The sequence below is a fragment of the Prodigiosinella aquatilis genome (genome assembly GCA_030388725.1).
In the GTDB taxonomy this organism is placed as follows: domain Bacteria; phylum Pseudomonadota; class Gammaproteobacteria; order Enterobacterales; family Enterobacteriaceae; genus Prodigiosinella; species Prodigiosinella aquatilis.
Genome location: CP128857.1, coordinates 1 through 15,055, shown reverse-complemented (window position 1 = coordinate 15,055; position 15,055 = coordinate 1). Strand labels below are relative to the sequence as shown.

Sequence of the window (15,055 nt, the reverse complement as noted above, 5' to 3'; positions counted from 1 at the left end):
CCTCGCGCTGCAATTATTTGAGAGACTCTGATACAGCAACATCCCCGCCATCAAGGCCAGGTTTCGCTGTATCGTTTCAATTTTCAGCTTGTTCCAGATTGTTAAAGAGCAAATAACATAAACCTGACTATCGCTAATCAGCTTTAGGTTATCGTTGACCGTGCCTTTCACCCACTGTCATTTTTGGCGTCCCCTAGGGGATTCGAACCCCTGTTACCGCCGTGAAAGGGCGGTGTCCTAGGCCTCTAGACGAAGGGGACACATCATGTCGGCTTCGCAGACGCGCGCTCTGTTTTCATCAGACAATCTGTGTGAGCACTTCACATTACCACTATCTTTGGTAAGGAGGTGATCCAACCGCAGGTTCCCCTACGGTTACCTTGTTACGACTTCACCCCAGTCATGAATCACAAAGTGGTAAGCGCCCTCCCGAAGGTTAAGCTACCTACTTCTTTTGCAACCCACTCCCATGGTGTGACGGGCGGTGTGTACAAGGCCCGGGAACGTATTCACCGTAGCATTCTGATCTACGATTACTAGCGATTCCGACTTCATGGAGTCGAGTTGCAGACTCCAATCCGGACTACGACGCACTTTATGAGGTCCGCTTGCCCTCGCGAGTTCGCTTCTCTTTGTATGCGCCATTGTAGCACGTGTGTAGCCCTACTCGTAAGGGCCATGATGACTTGACGTCATCCCCACCTTCCTCCGGTTTATCACCGGCAGTCTCCCTTGAGTTCCCGCCATTACGCGCTGGCAACAAAGGATAAGGGTTGCGCTCGTTGCGGGACTTAACCCAACATTTCACAACACGAGCTGACGACAGCCATGCAGCACCTGTCTCTCAGTTCCCGAAGGCACGAGTCTGTCTCCAGTCTCTTCTGAGGATGTCAAGAGTAGGTAAGGTTCTTCGCGTTGCATCGAATTAAACCACATGCTCCACCGCTTGTGCGGGCCCCCGTCAATTCATTTGAGTTTTAACCTTGCGGCCGTACTCCCCAGGCGGTCGACTTAACGCGTTAGCTCCGAAAGCCACGGCTCAAGGCCACAACCTTCAAGTCGACATCGTTTACAGCGTGGACTACCAGGGTATCTAATCCTGTTTGCTCCCCACGCTTTCGCACCTGAGCGTCAGTCTTCGTCCAGGGGGCCGCCTTCGCCACCGGTATTCCTCCAGATCTCTACGCATTTCACCGCTACACCTGGAATTCTACCCCCCCTCTACGAGACTCTAGTCTGTCAGTTTTGAATGCAGTTCCCAGGTTAAGCCCGGGGATTTCACATCCAACTTAACAGACCGCCTGCGTGCGCTTTACGCCCAGTCATTCCGATTAACGCTTGCACCCTCCGTATTACCGCGGCTGCTGGCACGGAGTTAGCCGGTGCTTCTTCTGCGGGTAACGTCAATGAAACACTCTATTAAAGTGCTCCCCTTCCTCCCCGCTGAAAGTACTTTACAACCCGAAGGCCTTCTTCATACACGCGGCATGGCTGCATCAGGGTTTCCCCCATTGTGCAATATTCCCCACTGCTGCCTCCCGTAGGAGTCTGGACCGTGTCTCAGTTCCAGTGTGGCTGGTCATCCTCTCAGACCAGCTAGAGATCGTCGCCTAGGTGAGCCATTACCTCACCTACCAGCTAATCCCATCTGGGTTCATCCAATGGCGTGAGGCCCTAAGGTCCCCCACTTTGGTCTTGCGACGTCATGCGGTATTAGCTACCGTTTCCAGTAGTTATCCCCCTCCATCAGGCAGATCCCCAGACATTACTCACCCGTCCGCCGCTCGCCGGCGGGGAAGCAAGCTTCCCCCCCCGCTGCCGCTCGACTTGCATGTGTTAGGCCTGCCGCCAGCGTTCAATCTGAGCCATGATCAAACTCTTCAATTTAAGATTTGTTTGATATGCTTCTGAAGAAGCGATGCTCAAAGAATTTATAACTGTTTATTCGTAATGAATTTACTGTCAGTCACTCTTCAAGTCTTTTCGTATTGATTACGATAGGGTCCTGTGAGTGCCCACACAGATTGTCTGATTATATTGTTAAAGAGCGTTCGTCGCGGCACTGCCGCTGACGTGAGGTCGCGTATATTACGCTATCCTCTTGCAGAGTCAACGAATAATTCGTTTTTCCCCGCCTGACTCGGCGTTGTGTTGTCCACCAGCACCGGGTCAGTGGAGGCGCATTATAGGCACTTCTCCTGGCCTGACAAGGGGTAATTGCAAAAAAAATCACAAGTGCGTTTTTTTTTCACCGATACGCGGGAATAAACCACGTTATGCTGATCTTTTCGGTGCTTATAGCGGAGTATATGCGGAGAATGACTTACCGTTTACCAACGGATTCCCGAACTATCAATTCTGGTGTAAGAACCAGGACATTCGGCTCAGTATCAGGATGTTCCAACCGATGTAGTAGCGTATCTATCGCCAGTTCACCCAGCTCATCCTTTGGCTGATGAATCGTCGTCAAAGGCGGTGACATATAACGGGCCAGCTCAATATCATCATAACCTACGACAGACATATCATCAGGAACAGAGAGCCCCGCCTGATACAAAGCATGGTAAACACCAACAGCCATTGCATCATTACTGGTAAATACGGCATCAGGTCGATCTTTTAACAGCAGCAGTTGCTGCATAGCGCGAAAGCCAGTTTCGAACTCAAAATCACCAACCATCACATAGTCATCAAAAACGGATAATCCAGCCTGATTCATCGCATTGCGATACCCCACAAGTCGGTTATAGGCGGTTGTCTTATCTTGTGGCCCGGCAATACAGGCTATTTTCTGGTAGCCTTGCGAAATAAGATAGTTTGTTGCCATCTCTCCACCCTGTAGAGAGTTGTCCTTAATGACGTCACTGCTCCCTTCAAAAGGTGCCCAGTCCATCATCACAGTAGGTATTGACGGGTAGCGGCGAAGAATGTCCGGTGACGGCATATAACTTTCAGTGCACATAAGCAGTAATCCATCGACCCGCTTTTGCAGCAATGTTTCTAAACTGCGGCTCATGCGGTCATGATCACCTTCGGTATTACATAGAATCAGACTATATCCGCGTTCATAACAACAACGCTCTACGCCACGCACTACTTCAGCATAAAACGGGTTGCTACTGGCGGTGAGTAACATTCCAATAGTTCTGGTCTGATTGATCTTAAGACTGCGAGCCACCGCCGACGGCGCATAATTCAACTGATCGACCACATTCATCACTTTGTTACGAATTGCATCGCTGACAAAGCGATTGTTATTGATAACGTGGGAAACGGTTGAAGTCGAGACCCCGGCGAGACGGGCAACATCTTTCATTGTGGTCAAAGATCACCCCTGTGCTTGCAAGAAAGCATCGATCTCTTCACGCCATGGTACTGAGGGTTGCGCGCCATAACGTGTCACGGCAATAGCGGCAGCAGCATGAGCAAACCTCACCGCGGTCGCCATAGGCTGTTTTTCCAGTAACGCAGTCACTAACGCACCGTTGAACGTATCACCAGCGGCGATAGTATCAACCGCTTTCACGCGGAAACCAGGAATACGTTGTCCCTGCCCCTGTTCACTCAACCAGACGCCACGACTTCCTAATGTGATCAGTACCGTTTTAATACCTTTACCGTGCAATACCTGGGCAGCTCGCTGAGCGTCTTCTTCCGTTTCAACAGCAACACCAGTCAGGATCTGCGCTTCAGTTTCATTAGGCGTAATCATATCCACCAGCGATAACAACTCGTCTGGAAGATGACAAGCAGGTGCAGGGTTAAGAATAACCTGCGTTCCCTGTTCATGTGCCAGCCTGGCAGCGGCAGTAACAGTTTCCAACGGAGATTCCAACTGCATTAACAACGCCGATGCATCAATGATTTTTTGCTGATACAACTTGAGGTACGCTGGTGTGACGGCAGCGTTGGCTCCGGCATGAATACCGATCATATTCTCAGCTTCGCCATTAACGAAAATCAGCGCGACACCTGTCGTCTCTCCGGATATCTTTTCTACAGCAGAAACATCAATATTGTCGCTGACAAGCTGCTGACGAACGCGAGTACCAATATCATCATCACCCACGCAGGCGATAAAAGAAATAACTGCTCCACTACGTCCGGCAGCTACAGCCTGATTGGCACCTTTACCACCAAATGCCACACCATATTGCTTACCGATCACCGTTTCACCCGGCCGGGGAAACTGCTCGAGATTCAGAATATGGTCCGCATTGATACTGCCCAATACTACCAGCTTGCCTGATTTCATTACGTAAAACCCCAAAGTTAATCGTGTGCCACTCAGTCAGAGTGGCACACCGCACCGCTTTTTATTATTTGGTAACCAATTTCAGATCAACAGGAATGATGGCCTGTACTTTTTCGCCTTTCAGCACTCTATCCGCAGTTTCAACACCGATCACGCCGATCTGATCCGGACGTTGAGCTACAGTCGCTGCCATTTTGCCACTTTCAACCGCTTTAATGCCGTCTGCCGTACCGTCAAAGCCAACAACCATGACGCCATTTTTACCCGCAATCTGCAACGCACGAATTGCACCCAATGCCATTTCGTCATTCTGAGCGAATACAGCTTGTACATTAGGATGCGCCGTCAGCAAGTTCTGCATTACATTCAGACCTTTGGTACGATCGAAGTCAGCTGGCTGGCTGGCCAGAATGACAAACTTGTTTTTCTCGGCTGATTTCATAAAGCCAGCACCACGTTCACGTGCGGCAGAAGTCCCGGCAAGACCTTCCAGTTGAATAACTTTGGCACCTTCGCCCAGTTTTCTAGCGATAAAATCGCCAGCAATTTTACCGCCGAATGTGTTATCAGAAGCGACATGACTCACGACTTCACCACTGGCAGCAACACGGTCTAGCGTTATCACTGGAATCTTGGCCTTATTAGCCATTTTAACGGCGTTGCCCACGGCGTCAGAATCAGTCGGGTTGATCAGTAACACTTTGGTACCACGCACGGTTAAATCCTGCACGTTGGCCAGTTCTTTAGCTGGATTGTTTTGAGAGTCCAGTACAACCAGGTTATAACCCAGTTTATCCGCTTCTTTTTGCGCTCCGTCTTTCAATGAAACAAAGAAAGGGTTATTTAACGTAGAAATCACCAGGGCAATAGTATCCTTTGCCATAGCGTTGGTACTGACCGTAGCACTCAGAGCAATAGCGGAAACTAGAGTAGCAAGCTTCTTTAAATTCATATCTCAATTCCTGTGTGAATGAAGGTTATTTACTGCTTTTGTTATCTACCAAAACCGCCAGCAAAATAACGACTGCCTTGACGATCATCTGATAGTAAGAAGAAACACCTAATAGATTTAGTCCGTTATTCAAAAACCCTAAAATCAGGGCACCAATTAACGTTCCAAAGACACGCCCTTTACCACCAGACAAACTGGTACCACCCAGCACAACCGCCGCAATGGCGTCCAGCTCATAACCCGTCCCTGCCGTTGGCTGAGCCGAAGACAAACGAGCAACTTCGATGATACCCGCCAGCGCCGATAACAGACCGCACAATGAATAGACGACAATTTTAACCTTGTCGACACTGATCCCTGAAAGACGGGTCGCCGCTTCATTACCACCCAACGCATAGATATAACGCCCAATGCGGGTATGGTGCAGCATGTACCAGGCAGCAAGGAATACCACCGCCATAATCCAGATTGGCGTAGGTACACCTAAAGGACGTCCGATGCCAAACCAGCCTAACGCATCTGCTTGTGCAGAAAAACCGGTATTAATAGGACTTCCACTGGTATACACCATGGTGACACCACGCAGCAGCATCATCATCACCAGCGTAGCGATAAACGCCTGAACCCGACCTTTGGCGACAATAACACCAGTACCGGCACCAATCACTGCCCCGAGTGCCAACGCACTGAATATAGCAACCAGTGCATTGATTTCCATCCCGACAATTGAAGCGGCAACAGCGCCAGTCAGCGCCAATAGCGAACCGACGGAAAGATCAATACCCGATGTCAGGATAACCAGCGTCATTCCCACAGCCATGATGGCGTTAACAGAAGTTTGCTGCAGAATATTGAACAGATTATTCAGCGTAAAAAAATTGGGACTCATCGAAGAAACCACAGCGATAAGAATCAACAGGGCAATCAACGATTTTTGTTCCAGCAGCCACTCTTTGCTGAACCAGCGTTTTGCTGTAACAGATTGGGAATTCATATGTGATTTACTCCTGCTTTGCGCCGTATTGCTTACCAACAGCCGCAGCCATCAGCGTTTCCTGGGTAGCTTGCTCAATCGGGAATTCACCGCTCAGGCAGCCTTCATGCATAACAATAATGCGATCGCTAATACCTAAAATTTCAGGCATTTCCGATGACACCAGAATGATACTCAGCCCTTCTTGTTTGAATTGATTGATTAGCTGATAGATCTCCTTCTTTGCCCCAACATCCACACCGCGGGTTGGTTCATCAAGGATCAAGATTTTCGGTCGCGTCATCAAACCACGGGCAATGGCGACCTTCTGCTGGTTACCACCGGACAACAGACCGATAGTCTGCTCCATTGTCGGCGTACGAATATTGAACATCCGGATAAAATCACTGACCGCCTGTTGTTCCTCGGCATGCTTGAGTGAACCACCTTTTCGGCTAAAGTAACGTAATGCCGTCAACGACATATTCTCTTTCACCGACATGCCTAACACCAAACCATCACGTTTGCGGTCTTCAGAAATGTAGACGATCCCATTTACCAACCCATCTTGTGGCGAATGGGTAATAATTTCACGCCCATCAAGGAACACAGAACCGTGGGTACGGGGTAATGCGCCATAAAGAATTTTCATCAACTCGGTACGGCCGGCACCCATCAATCCCGCTACACCAAGAATTTCACCTTTACGCAGCGAAAAGCTTACATTTTTTGCGCCGGGACCAGAAAGCTCAGTCACCTGCAAGCGCACGTCACCGGGTGCCTGATCAAGCCGAGGATATTGATCTTCCAACTTGCGGCCCACCATCATTTCGATAAGAGCGTCTTCCTGTAAATCATTGACCGGGCTCTCCCCGATAAACTGACCGTCACGGAATACCGTGACGTCGTCGCAGATTTCAAAGATTTCTTTCAGGCGATGAGAGATGTAAACAATGCCGCAACCATGGGACTGAAGCTCTTTAATCACTTTGAACAGCGAGGCCGTTTCAGTATCCGTCAACGCATCGGTCGGTTCATCCATAATGATGACTTTGGATTCGAAGCTTAATACCTTGGCAATCTCCACCATTTGTTGCTCACCAATGGAGAGATCTCCCACCAGACGACGGCTGTCATAACGCAGATTAAGACGCTGAAGCAGTTTATTTGCCTCAGCGTACATCTGCGCCCAGTCGATACGACCAAAACGATTAGTAAATTCACGACCCAAAAAAATATTTTCTGCAATCGTCAGTTGAGGAATCAGGTTTAACTCCTGATGAATAATCCCTATACCCGCTTCCTGAGATGCTTTAGGGCCGCTGAAATCCACCTCCTTGCCCAGAAAATGAATACTACCCGCATCTTTACGATAGATACCGGTCAGTACTTTCATCATGGTGGACTTACCGGCGCCATTTTCTCCCACCAACGCCATTACTTTACCGGGATAGACATTCAGGGCTGCGCCTGAGAGTGCCTTCACACCGGGGAAGGTTTTGGTGATGCCTTGCAATTGCAGTAAAGGTTCCATCTATGCCTCAGAACGTTACGCCAGCACAAAGGATCACATTCGCATAGGGAGAGCACTCTCCGCTGCGAATGATAGCCCGGCTTTTTCCACTTTGTTTTTTAAAATCTTCATGGCTTATGTAATGCAATGAAATTAAGTTTCCCTGGTGTAGCTCAAGTTGTTTTAAATGATTAAGCAATGCGTCATGGAGTTGTGGATTTTTCTCGATAATTTCTTCGGCCAGAATGGCTGCCTCAACCTGCATCTCTGTTGTTACCACTTCAAGTATCTGCAAAAAAGTAGGTACATTGTGGGTTAATGCCAGATCGATACGGGTCGTTATTTCCGGAATGGGTAAACCCGCGTCCCCAATCACAATTTGATCGGTATGCCCAAGCCGGGAAATCACAGAAGAAACTTCGGAATTTAGCAACGCACCTTTTTTCATATTCTCATCCTAACAGCGAAACGTTTCGCTTTCAGGATAGTGTAAAAAAACATCGCAAGAAGGCAACGATAATATTATCAAAATGTGATCATCATCGAAACGTTTCGCTTGTTCAACAAAAGTAAGAACTGTAGCGTCTGAATATGAAAAGTGATGCGTTAATCGTCTGGTAAGCAGTAAGACTGATAATTATGGATTAATAAAATAACCGTGCCGGGGATGGCACGGTTCGCACAGATAGGGTGTATTCACATCATTTTTACGTTCGACTTACTTATCATATTTCCACCTGAATACCCAATTCAATCAATCGGTTAGGTGGTATTTCAAACTGATCAGCAGCGCGTAGCGCATTACGGCTCAGCATCATGAACAATTTACCACGCAAGCGCAGATACCATGGACGTTTCCCCATACTCAACGATTCATTAGACAGGAAAAAAGTGGTTTCCATCATTTGACAGGTTAAGCCATCTTGCCAGCAACGGTGGAAGACCTCTTCCACATTAGGTGTTTCACGCCAACCGTAACTGGCAATCACACGCCAGAATGAGGCGGACAGCTGCTCCACTGATACCCGTTTGGCATTATGTACATAAGGCGCATCTTCCGTCCTGATGGTCATCAATACTACGCGTTCATGCAATATCTTGTTATGTTTCAGGTTATGCAACAGTGCAAAAGGAATCACATGAGTAGCGCGGGAGAGATAGACAGCGGTTCCTGGCACGCGCACTGGCGGATTCTTCTCCAGTGAAACAATCATCGCATCCAGTGAGTTTCCATGCTCATGAATACGACGCAACAAGCCAAAGCGTTCGCTTTTCCAGGTCGTCATGATGATAAACATCACCAATCCCAACGTCAGAGGTAGCCAGCCACCGGAAATAATCTTGCTCATATTAGCCAGGAACATAGGCAAATCGATCATCAATAATACGACAAGTAACAACCACACCAGATAGCGATACCAGTGCCAGTTTTTGATTGCCACGGTACAGGAAAGAATACTGGTCAACACCATCGTACCCGTCACCGCGATACCATATGCGGCCGCCAGATTACTGGAGTGTTCAAAGCTGACAATCACAATGACCACAGCGATATATAACAACCAGTTAACTGCCGGAATATAAATCTGCCCGGATTCCATGTCAGAGGTATGAACAATACGCATTGGTGGTAAATAGCCAAGTCGAACCGCCTGACGAGTTAAGGAAAACACGCCGGAAATAACTGCCTGAGATGCAATGATGGTTGCCAAGGTTGCCAGAATCAATAACGGTATCAATGCCCAGTCAGGTGCCAGAAGGAAAAATGGGTTTTTGATGGCATCAGGGTCTTTCAGCAGTAACGCCCCTTGCCCGAAATAATTCAACACTAGTGAAGGCAGCACCGCCGAAAACCAGGCAATTCGAATGGGTAATTTACCAAAGTGCCCCATATCGGCATAAAGAGCTTCCACCCCGGTAATAGCAAGTACCACGGCACCAAGCGCGAAAAAAGCCACCAACTTATATTCAATAAAAAAGTTAATCGCCCATTTAGGATTCAGCGCCTGTAACACTTCCGGATTGGCGATAACACCGCGGGCACCAAGAATTCCCAGAGACAAAAACCACAGTAACATCACTGGGGCAAACAATTTTCCCACGCTTCCTGTTCCATGTTTCTGAATCATAAACAACAACGTCAGTACAACAACGGAAATGGGGATAATGTAAGAATCCAGAGAAGGGGCAGCAATATCCAGACCTTCAATCGCTGACAGCACTGAAATAGCCGGTGTAATAACAACCTCTCCATAAAAAAAACTGCCACCGATCAAGCCCATGATCACTAGCACAGAGGTCATTCGATCTGATGTGTTTCGCCCGGCGAGAGACATTAACGTCAGTATGCCACCTTCACCCGCATTATCCGCACGCATCACATAGGTGAGATATTTCAGGGACACGACCAGAATCAAAAGCCAAAAAATCAGAGAGAGAAAACCGAATACGGAATCAGGTTCGACCCCAAAACCAAATTGTCCGGACAGACACTCTCGAAGCGTATACAGAGGGCTGGTACCAATATCACCATAGACCACCCCAATCGCAGCCAGCGTTATTGCCGGAAGTGAACGTTTATGTTCAGAACTCATAAACCTTGTCTTCTGTTATTAATTTATTAACGAATCGGACCATTCCTGGTTGCACTAGCCCGAAAACGCACAGTATGCACAAATCGCCGCAAAAACCTATTTTTTAAATTACCGTTTGCCTATTTGGTAAGGAACCTTTATTGATTAACATCACTAACAGTGCCAATAATCAACAAACAGAGTATGAGTAAAAAGTAGTCTTTTGACGTTTATTTTTGCACTTCCTGGCTGCAACACACGGGAACGATGGATTAATTATGATACAGCCCACAGCACTGGCTGACAGAATTGCTCGACTCAGCCACGCCCTTGAACACGGTCTTTATGAACGGCAGCACGCCATTCGTCTATGCCTTCTGGCTGCGCTAAGCGGCGAGAGCGTCTTTTTATTAGGCCCTCCCGGGATAGCAAAGAGTCTGATAGCCAGGCGTCTTAAATATGCCTTTAAACACGCTATTGCCTTTGAATATCTGATGACTCGCTTCTCTACACCAGAAGAAGTATTCGGTCCGCTATCTATTCAGGCATTGAAAGATGAAGGACGCTATCAGCGTTTGACTACCGGTTATCTGCCGGAAGCTGAAATCGTCTTTCTGGATGAAATATGGAAAGCGGGCCCCGCCATTCTAAACACCTTACTAACAGCAATAAATGAACGCCGTTTTCGCAATGGTAATAGTGAAGATCCCATTCCTATGCGTTTATTGGTTACCGCATCCAATGAATTACCTGAAGCCGACAACAGCCTGGAAGCATTGTATGACCGCATGCTCATCCGCCTGTGGCTTGATCGGGTGCAGGACAAACATAATTTCCTCGCATTACTCACCAGCAACAGTAATGACAACGAAAATCCGGTCAGCACTGGGCTTAGCGTCAGCGATGAAGAATACCACCAATGGCAGTCCGATATCGATAACATCCCCTTACCGGGGATTTGTTTTGAGCTGATTTACCAATTACGCCAACAACTGGAAACGCAGGAAAACGCCCCTTATATCTCTGATCGGCGATGGAAAAAAGCAATTCGCCTGTTGAAAGCCTGTGCCTTTTTCAGTGGTCGTGAATCAATTACATCTGTGGATATCATCCTGCTAAAAGACTGTTTATGGCACGATCTTGACTCACTCCATCTAGTGGAGCAACAGTTAGAGTTGTTGATGACTGAACAATCCTATCAACAAAGGACACTATTGTTCCGGTTGCAGCAATTAAATACAAAGCGTCAGCAATACCAGCAACAACAGAGTGAGTTGCAGGCATTCAGAGTTGAAAAACAAGGTTCTTTCTTTGGCAGAACACCACATTACACGCTACCTGATAGCATAACAACGCCGACACTCACGTTGGTACTGCAAAAACCGTTGATTATCAAGGATCACACCGTAACCCATGTGATTATAGACAGAGAAAAATTAACCAGTTGGTTGCAAAAAGGTGGCGAAATCCGCGGTAAACTGAATAACGTAGGGTTTAGTCAGCCGTTGGATATGCTGGTGGACGAACATCAGTATCTGATCATCAGGGATATCAGCTTACAAAGTTCAATTTTATCGCTACCAGATAAAATAAATTGTACTCTGCCGGAAGATATCGCTCAGGAATACGAAACGCTGAAAATTCAATTACAGGAACAACGGCGACTATTTGAACGACATCAACCTTGTTTGTTTGTCCCTAAAGAGTGGTTGGCAAAGATTGAAGAAAGTCTGCAACAGGTCAATGAACAGATAGAACAGTCACAACGGGAGTAAAAACAATGCTGACGCTGGAATCTTTAGAGATGCTATTGTCCATTGATGAAAACGATCTGTTGGATGATCTCATTGCCACACTGCTGGCTACGCCTCAGTTTGTGATGTATTTCGAAAAGTATCCTCGTCTGAAAAAAGCACTATTGAACGACCTTCCAATGTGGAAGGATAACCTCAAACAACGGTTGCGCAGCACTCAGACGCCTCCAGATCTGGAAAAAGAGTTCAATTGTTATCAAAACACTCGGTTAGCCAGCAGCCAGACATTTCAAGCCAGTCTACCTAAAATAATGTCTATGCTGAACACGGTAGATTCACCGTTTTTCTCTCCAGCAGATAAACTGATTAACACACCCGAACGCCAGATTGAACAAAAAATAACCAGTGGTTTGCACTCCTTATTTATGCAGCGATGGCATGTCAGTCTGACATTGCAAACACTGACCCTGCACCAGCAGATAATGGAACAGGAACGGGATAATCTGCTGGATGAACTACAGCGGCGTTTAACACTGAGCGGAGCGCTAGAACCCATTCTGGCTGAAAATGAAACAGCCGCTGGTCGGTTGTGGGATCTCAGTGCCAGTAAGCTGATAAAAACCGATCTCAAAGCGCTGCTGGATATTGGCAACTTCCTGAAACAACAGCCTGAACTACAACGTTTGGCGGAAAGACTGGGTCGCAGCCAGGAAACCAAATCTATCCTGAGTCACGATGCGCAAAAAGAGGAATTCCGAGTGATGGTTCGGGAACTCGCCACCCTGCCCGAACAGGTGAACGGTATTCATCAGAGCGACGATATTCTGCGGCTATTACCCACCGAACTCTCCACCGTGGGTATCGACGAACTGGAATACGAATTTTACCGGCGACTCATGGAACACCAACTATTGACCTATCGCCTGCAGGGCGAAAATTGGCGTGAAAAAACAGTAGAACGACCCGTAACCCATCAACAGAATGAACAACAACCTCGAGGGCCATTTATCGTCTGTGTCGATACTTCTGGTTCTATGGGGGGATTTAACGAACGCTGCGCAAAAGCATTTTGTCTGGCTTTGATGCGAGTGGCTCTGGCGGATAATCGCCGTTGTTATATTATGTTGTTCTCTAACGAGATAATAAGTTATGAATTGACTTCAGCAGACGGAATTGAACAGGCAATTCGTTTTCTTAATCAAACATTTCGCGGCGGTACTGATCTAACGAACTGTATAACAACACTAATGGATAAAATGAACGATTCATCATGGCGGGATGCCGATGCCGTCGTTATTTCTGATTTTATTGCTCAGAGACTGCCTGACGACGTCATCAATAAGGTCAGACATCGCCAACAACAACTTCATCACCGTTTCCACGCTGTCGCTATGTCCGATCACGGCAAGCCCGGAATATTACGGATATTCGATCATATCTGGCGCTTCGATACCGGCTTGAAAAGCCGTCTTTTGCGTCGTTTCCATCATGAAAAAAAATAATTCGTTGCTTATTACTTATAAACAAGTTTCAGCATTTATTGTGCTTATTGTTTAATGGACTCACTCTTTCTTTAACGAAAAAAAAATTATTCGCTATAAACATTGATCAATCATACTGTAAGCAGTAAATGCACCCAAACAGTAAGCAAAGAGTCTATTTCATGGCCGACACTTATTCCCTTGATGACCTTGATCGCGGCATTCTTAGTGTATTAATGGATAATGCCCGAACACCTTATGCCGAACTGGCAAAGCAGTTTGCCGTCAGCCCGGGAACCATTCACGTACGAGTAGAAAAGATGAAACAGGCTGGTATCATTATAGGTACCCGACTTGATGTGAACCCTAAACAGCTGGGGTACGATGTGTGCTGTTTCATCGGCATTATTCTGAAAAGTGCCAAAGACTATCCTTCAGCACTGGAAAAACTGAACAATCTGGAAGAAGTGGTAGAGGCTTATTACACCACGGGTCATTACAGTATCTTTATTAAGGTCATGTGCCGTTCCATCGACGCCTTACAACATGTACTTATCAACAAGATCCAAACAATTGATGAAATTCAGTCCACAGAAACACTGATCTCACTACAGAACCCGATCATGCGCACCATTGCTCCTTGATACTTTATTCTTATCCCCCGATTGTCCACAGGTAGATCCCACAAAAATCACAGCGTACAATGTCTCGTCTTTAATCAGGTGAGATCATGTATGACTGACATAACCCTTATCAGCGGCAGTACACTCGGTAGTGCGGAGTATGTAGCCGAACATTTGGAAGAGTTATTGAAAAAAAAGGGGTTTTCCACCGTTATGCTACATGGGCCTGATCTGAATGAAATTCCGGACAACGGTTTGTGGTTGGTTGTCACATCGACTCATGGCGCAGGTGATATCCCTGATAACTTACAGCCGCTGTTTGAAGCACTGGAAGAACAAAAACCCGATCTGTCCCAGGTTCGTTTTGGTGCCATTGGTATAGGCAGTAAAGAATATGACACATTCTGCGGTGCGATAATCACCGTTGATCATCTATTACAGGATCGAGGCGCAAAAAGGATCGGTGATCTCCTGATGATCGACATAACCCAACATGAAATTCCGGAAGATCCCGCAGAAGAATGGTTGGGATCATGGGTTAATTTACTCAGATAGCTTATTTATACAGCAGTTAACTGTGGATAAAACACTTAAAAAGCAGGGTAAAACCCGTAGTTATCCCAATAACAACGTTAGATTGTTTTTTAATCTGTGCATAACTAGAGGTTTAGATCCCAGCTTATACTGTCTGGGATCACCGATCATTCACAACTAGTGATCAACAGTAATCGATTGATCTCATTAAAGGATCATGCCTTATCCACAGAACATGTCGATCCTAATAAGAGATCTAATAAGAAGATCTTTAAATAAAAAGATCTTTCTTTAATTACACGACGATCCAACACATTTGGTCATTAGCATAAACTTGAGTAGAATCCCTCACCCAAGGTTAGTAACGATCATTCGCAACCACTCGAGGTGTAGTACC

General features: G+C 46.8%; 11 protein-coding genes, 1 tRNA gene and 1 rRNA gene. 4 read left to right on the top strand and 9 right to left on the bottom strand.

The features are described 5' to 3' along the window. Positions 1-184: 184 nt before the first annotated feature. From PCO85_00065 to kup, 9 genes are all read right to left on the bottom strand, one after another. Positions 185-260 (bottom strand) — tRNA-Glu (locus tag PCO85_00065). Positions 261-341: 81 nt separating this feature from the next. Next, positions 342-1,887: ribosomal RNA gene (locus PCO85_00060) — 16S ribosomal RNA — on the bottom strand. Between the two features lie 436 nt (positions 1,888-2,323). Then, complete coding sequence (rbsR, locus tag PCO85_00055) at positions 2,324-3,316, bottom strand: ribose operon transcriptional repressor RbsR (protein WJV56186.1); 993 nt, start codon at positions 3,314-3,316, stop codon at positions 2,324-2,326. 12 nt (positions 3,317-3,328) lie between these two features. Further along, the gene (gene rbsK, locus PCO85_00050) at positions 3,329-4,255 is read right to left on the bottom strand and encodes a ribokinase (protein WJV53934.1); all 927 of its coding nucleotides are present in this window, start codon (positions 4,253-4,255) and stop codon (positions 3,329-3,331) included. Between the two features lie 64 nt (positions 4,256-4,319). Further along, positions 4,320-5,207 carry a ribose ABC transporter substrate-binding protein RbsB gene (rbsB, locus tag PCO85_00045; GenBank protein WJV53933.1) on the bottom strand — a complete coding sequence of 296 codons (888 nt, stop codon included), beginning with the start codon at positions 5,205-5,207 and terminating at the stop codon, positions 4,320-4,322. Between the two features lie 25 nt (positions 5,208-5,232). Beyond that, positions 5,233-6,201 (bottom strand): ribose ABC transporter permease, encoded by a 969-nt coding sequence (gene rbsC, locus PCO85_00040; protein WJV53932.1) that lies wholly within the window; start codon positions 6,199-6,201, stop codon positions 5,233-5,235. A 7-nt stretch (positions 6,202-6,208) separates the two neighbouring features. Further along, positions 6,209-7,714: a ribose ABC transporter ATP-binding protein RbsA gene (gene rbsA / locus PCO85_00035; protein ID WJV53931.1), complete on the bottom strand. Its 1,506-nt coding sequence runs from the start codon at positions 7,712-7,714 to the stop codon at positions 6,209-6,211. Between the two features lie 7 nt (positions 7,715-7,721). Continuing rightward, positions 7,722-8,141 carry a D-ribose pyranase gene (rbsD, locus tag PCO85_00030; GenBank protein ID WJV53930.1) on the bottom strand — a complete coding sequence of 140 codons (420 nt, stop codon included), beginning with the start codon at positions 8,139-8,141 and terminating at the stop codon, positions 7,722-7,724. 277 nt (positions 8,142-8,418) lie between these two features. Further along, on the bottom strand, positions 8,419-10,287 hold the full coding sequence (kup, locus tag PCO85_00025) for a low affinity potassium transporter Kup (protein WJV53929.1): 1,869 nt from the start codon (positions 10,285-10,287) through the stop codon (positions 8,419-8,421). A 257-nt stretch (positions 10,288-10,544) separates the two neighbouring features. Between kup and ravA the strand changes: the two genes are divergently transcribed. The 4 genes from ravA to mioC all read left to right on the top strand — a co-directional run bounded on the left by ravA (position 10,545) and on the right by mioC (position 14,679). Next, positions 10,545-12,041: an ATPase RavA gene (gene ravA, locus PCO85_00020; GenBank protein WJV53928.1), complete on the top strand. Its 1,497-nt coding sequence runs from the start codon at positions 10,545-10,547 to the stop codon at positions 12,039-12,041. A gap of 5 nt (positions 12,042-12,046) precedes the next feature. Continuing rightward, on the top strand, positions 12,047-13,522 hold the full coding sequence (gene viaA / locus PCO85_00015) for an ATPase RavA stimulator ViaA (protein WJV53927.1): 1,476 nt from the start codon (positions 12,047-12,049) through the stop codon (positions 13,520-13,522). Between the two features lie 161 nt (positions 13,523-13,683). Further along, positions 13,684-14,145: a transcriptional regulator AsnC gene (asnC, locus tag PCO85_00010; protein ID WJV53926.1), complete on the top strand. Its 462-nt coding sequence runs from the start codon at positions 13,684-13,686 to the stop codon at positions 14,143-14,145. Positions 14,146-14,235: 90 nt separating this feature from the next. Further along, positions 14,236-14,679 carry an FMN-binding protein MioC gene (gene mioC, locus PCO85_00005; protein WJV53925.1) on the top strand — a complete coding sequence of 148 codons (444 nt, stop codon included), beginning with the start codon at positions 14,236-14,238 and terminating at the stop codon, positions 14,677-14,679. Positions 14,680-15,055: the final 376 nt, after the last annotated feature.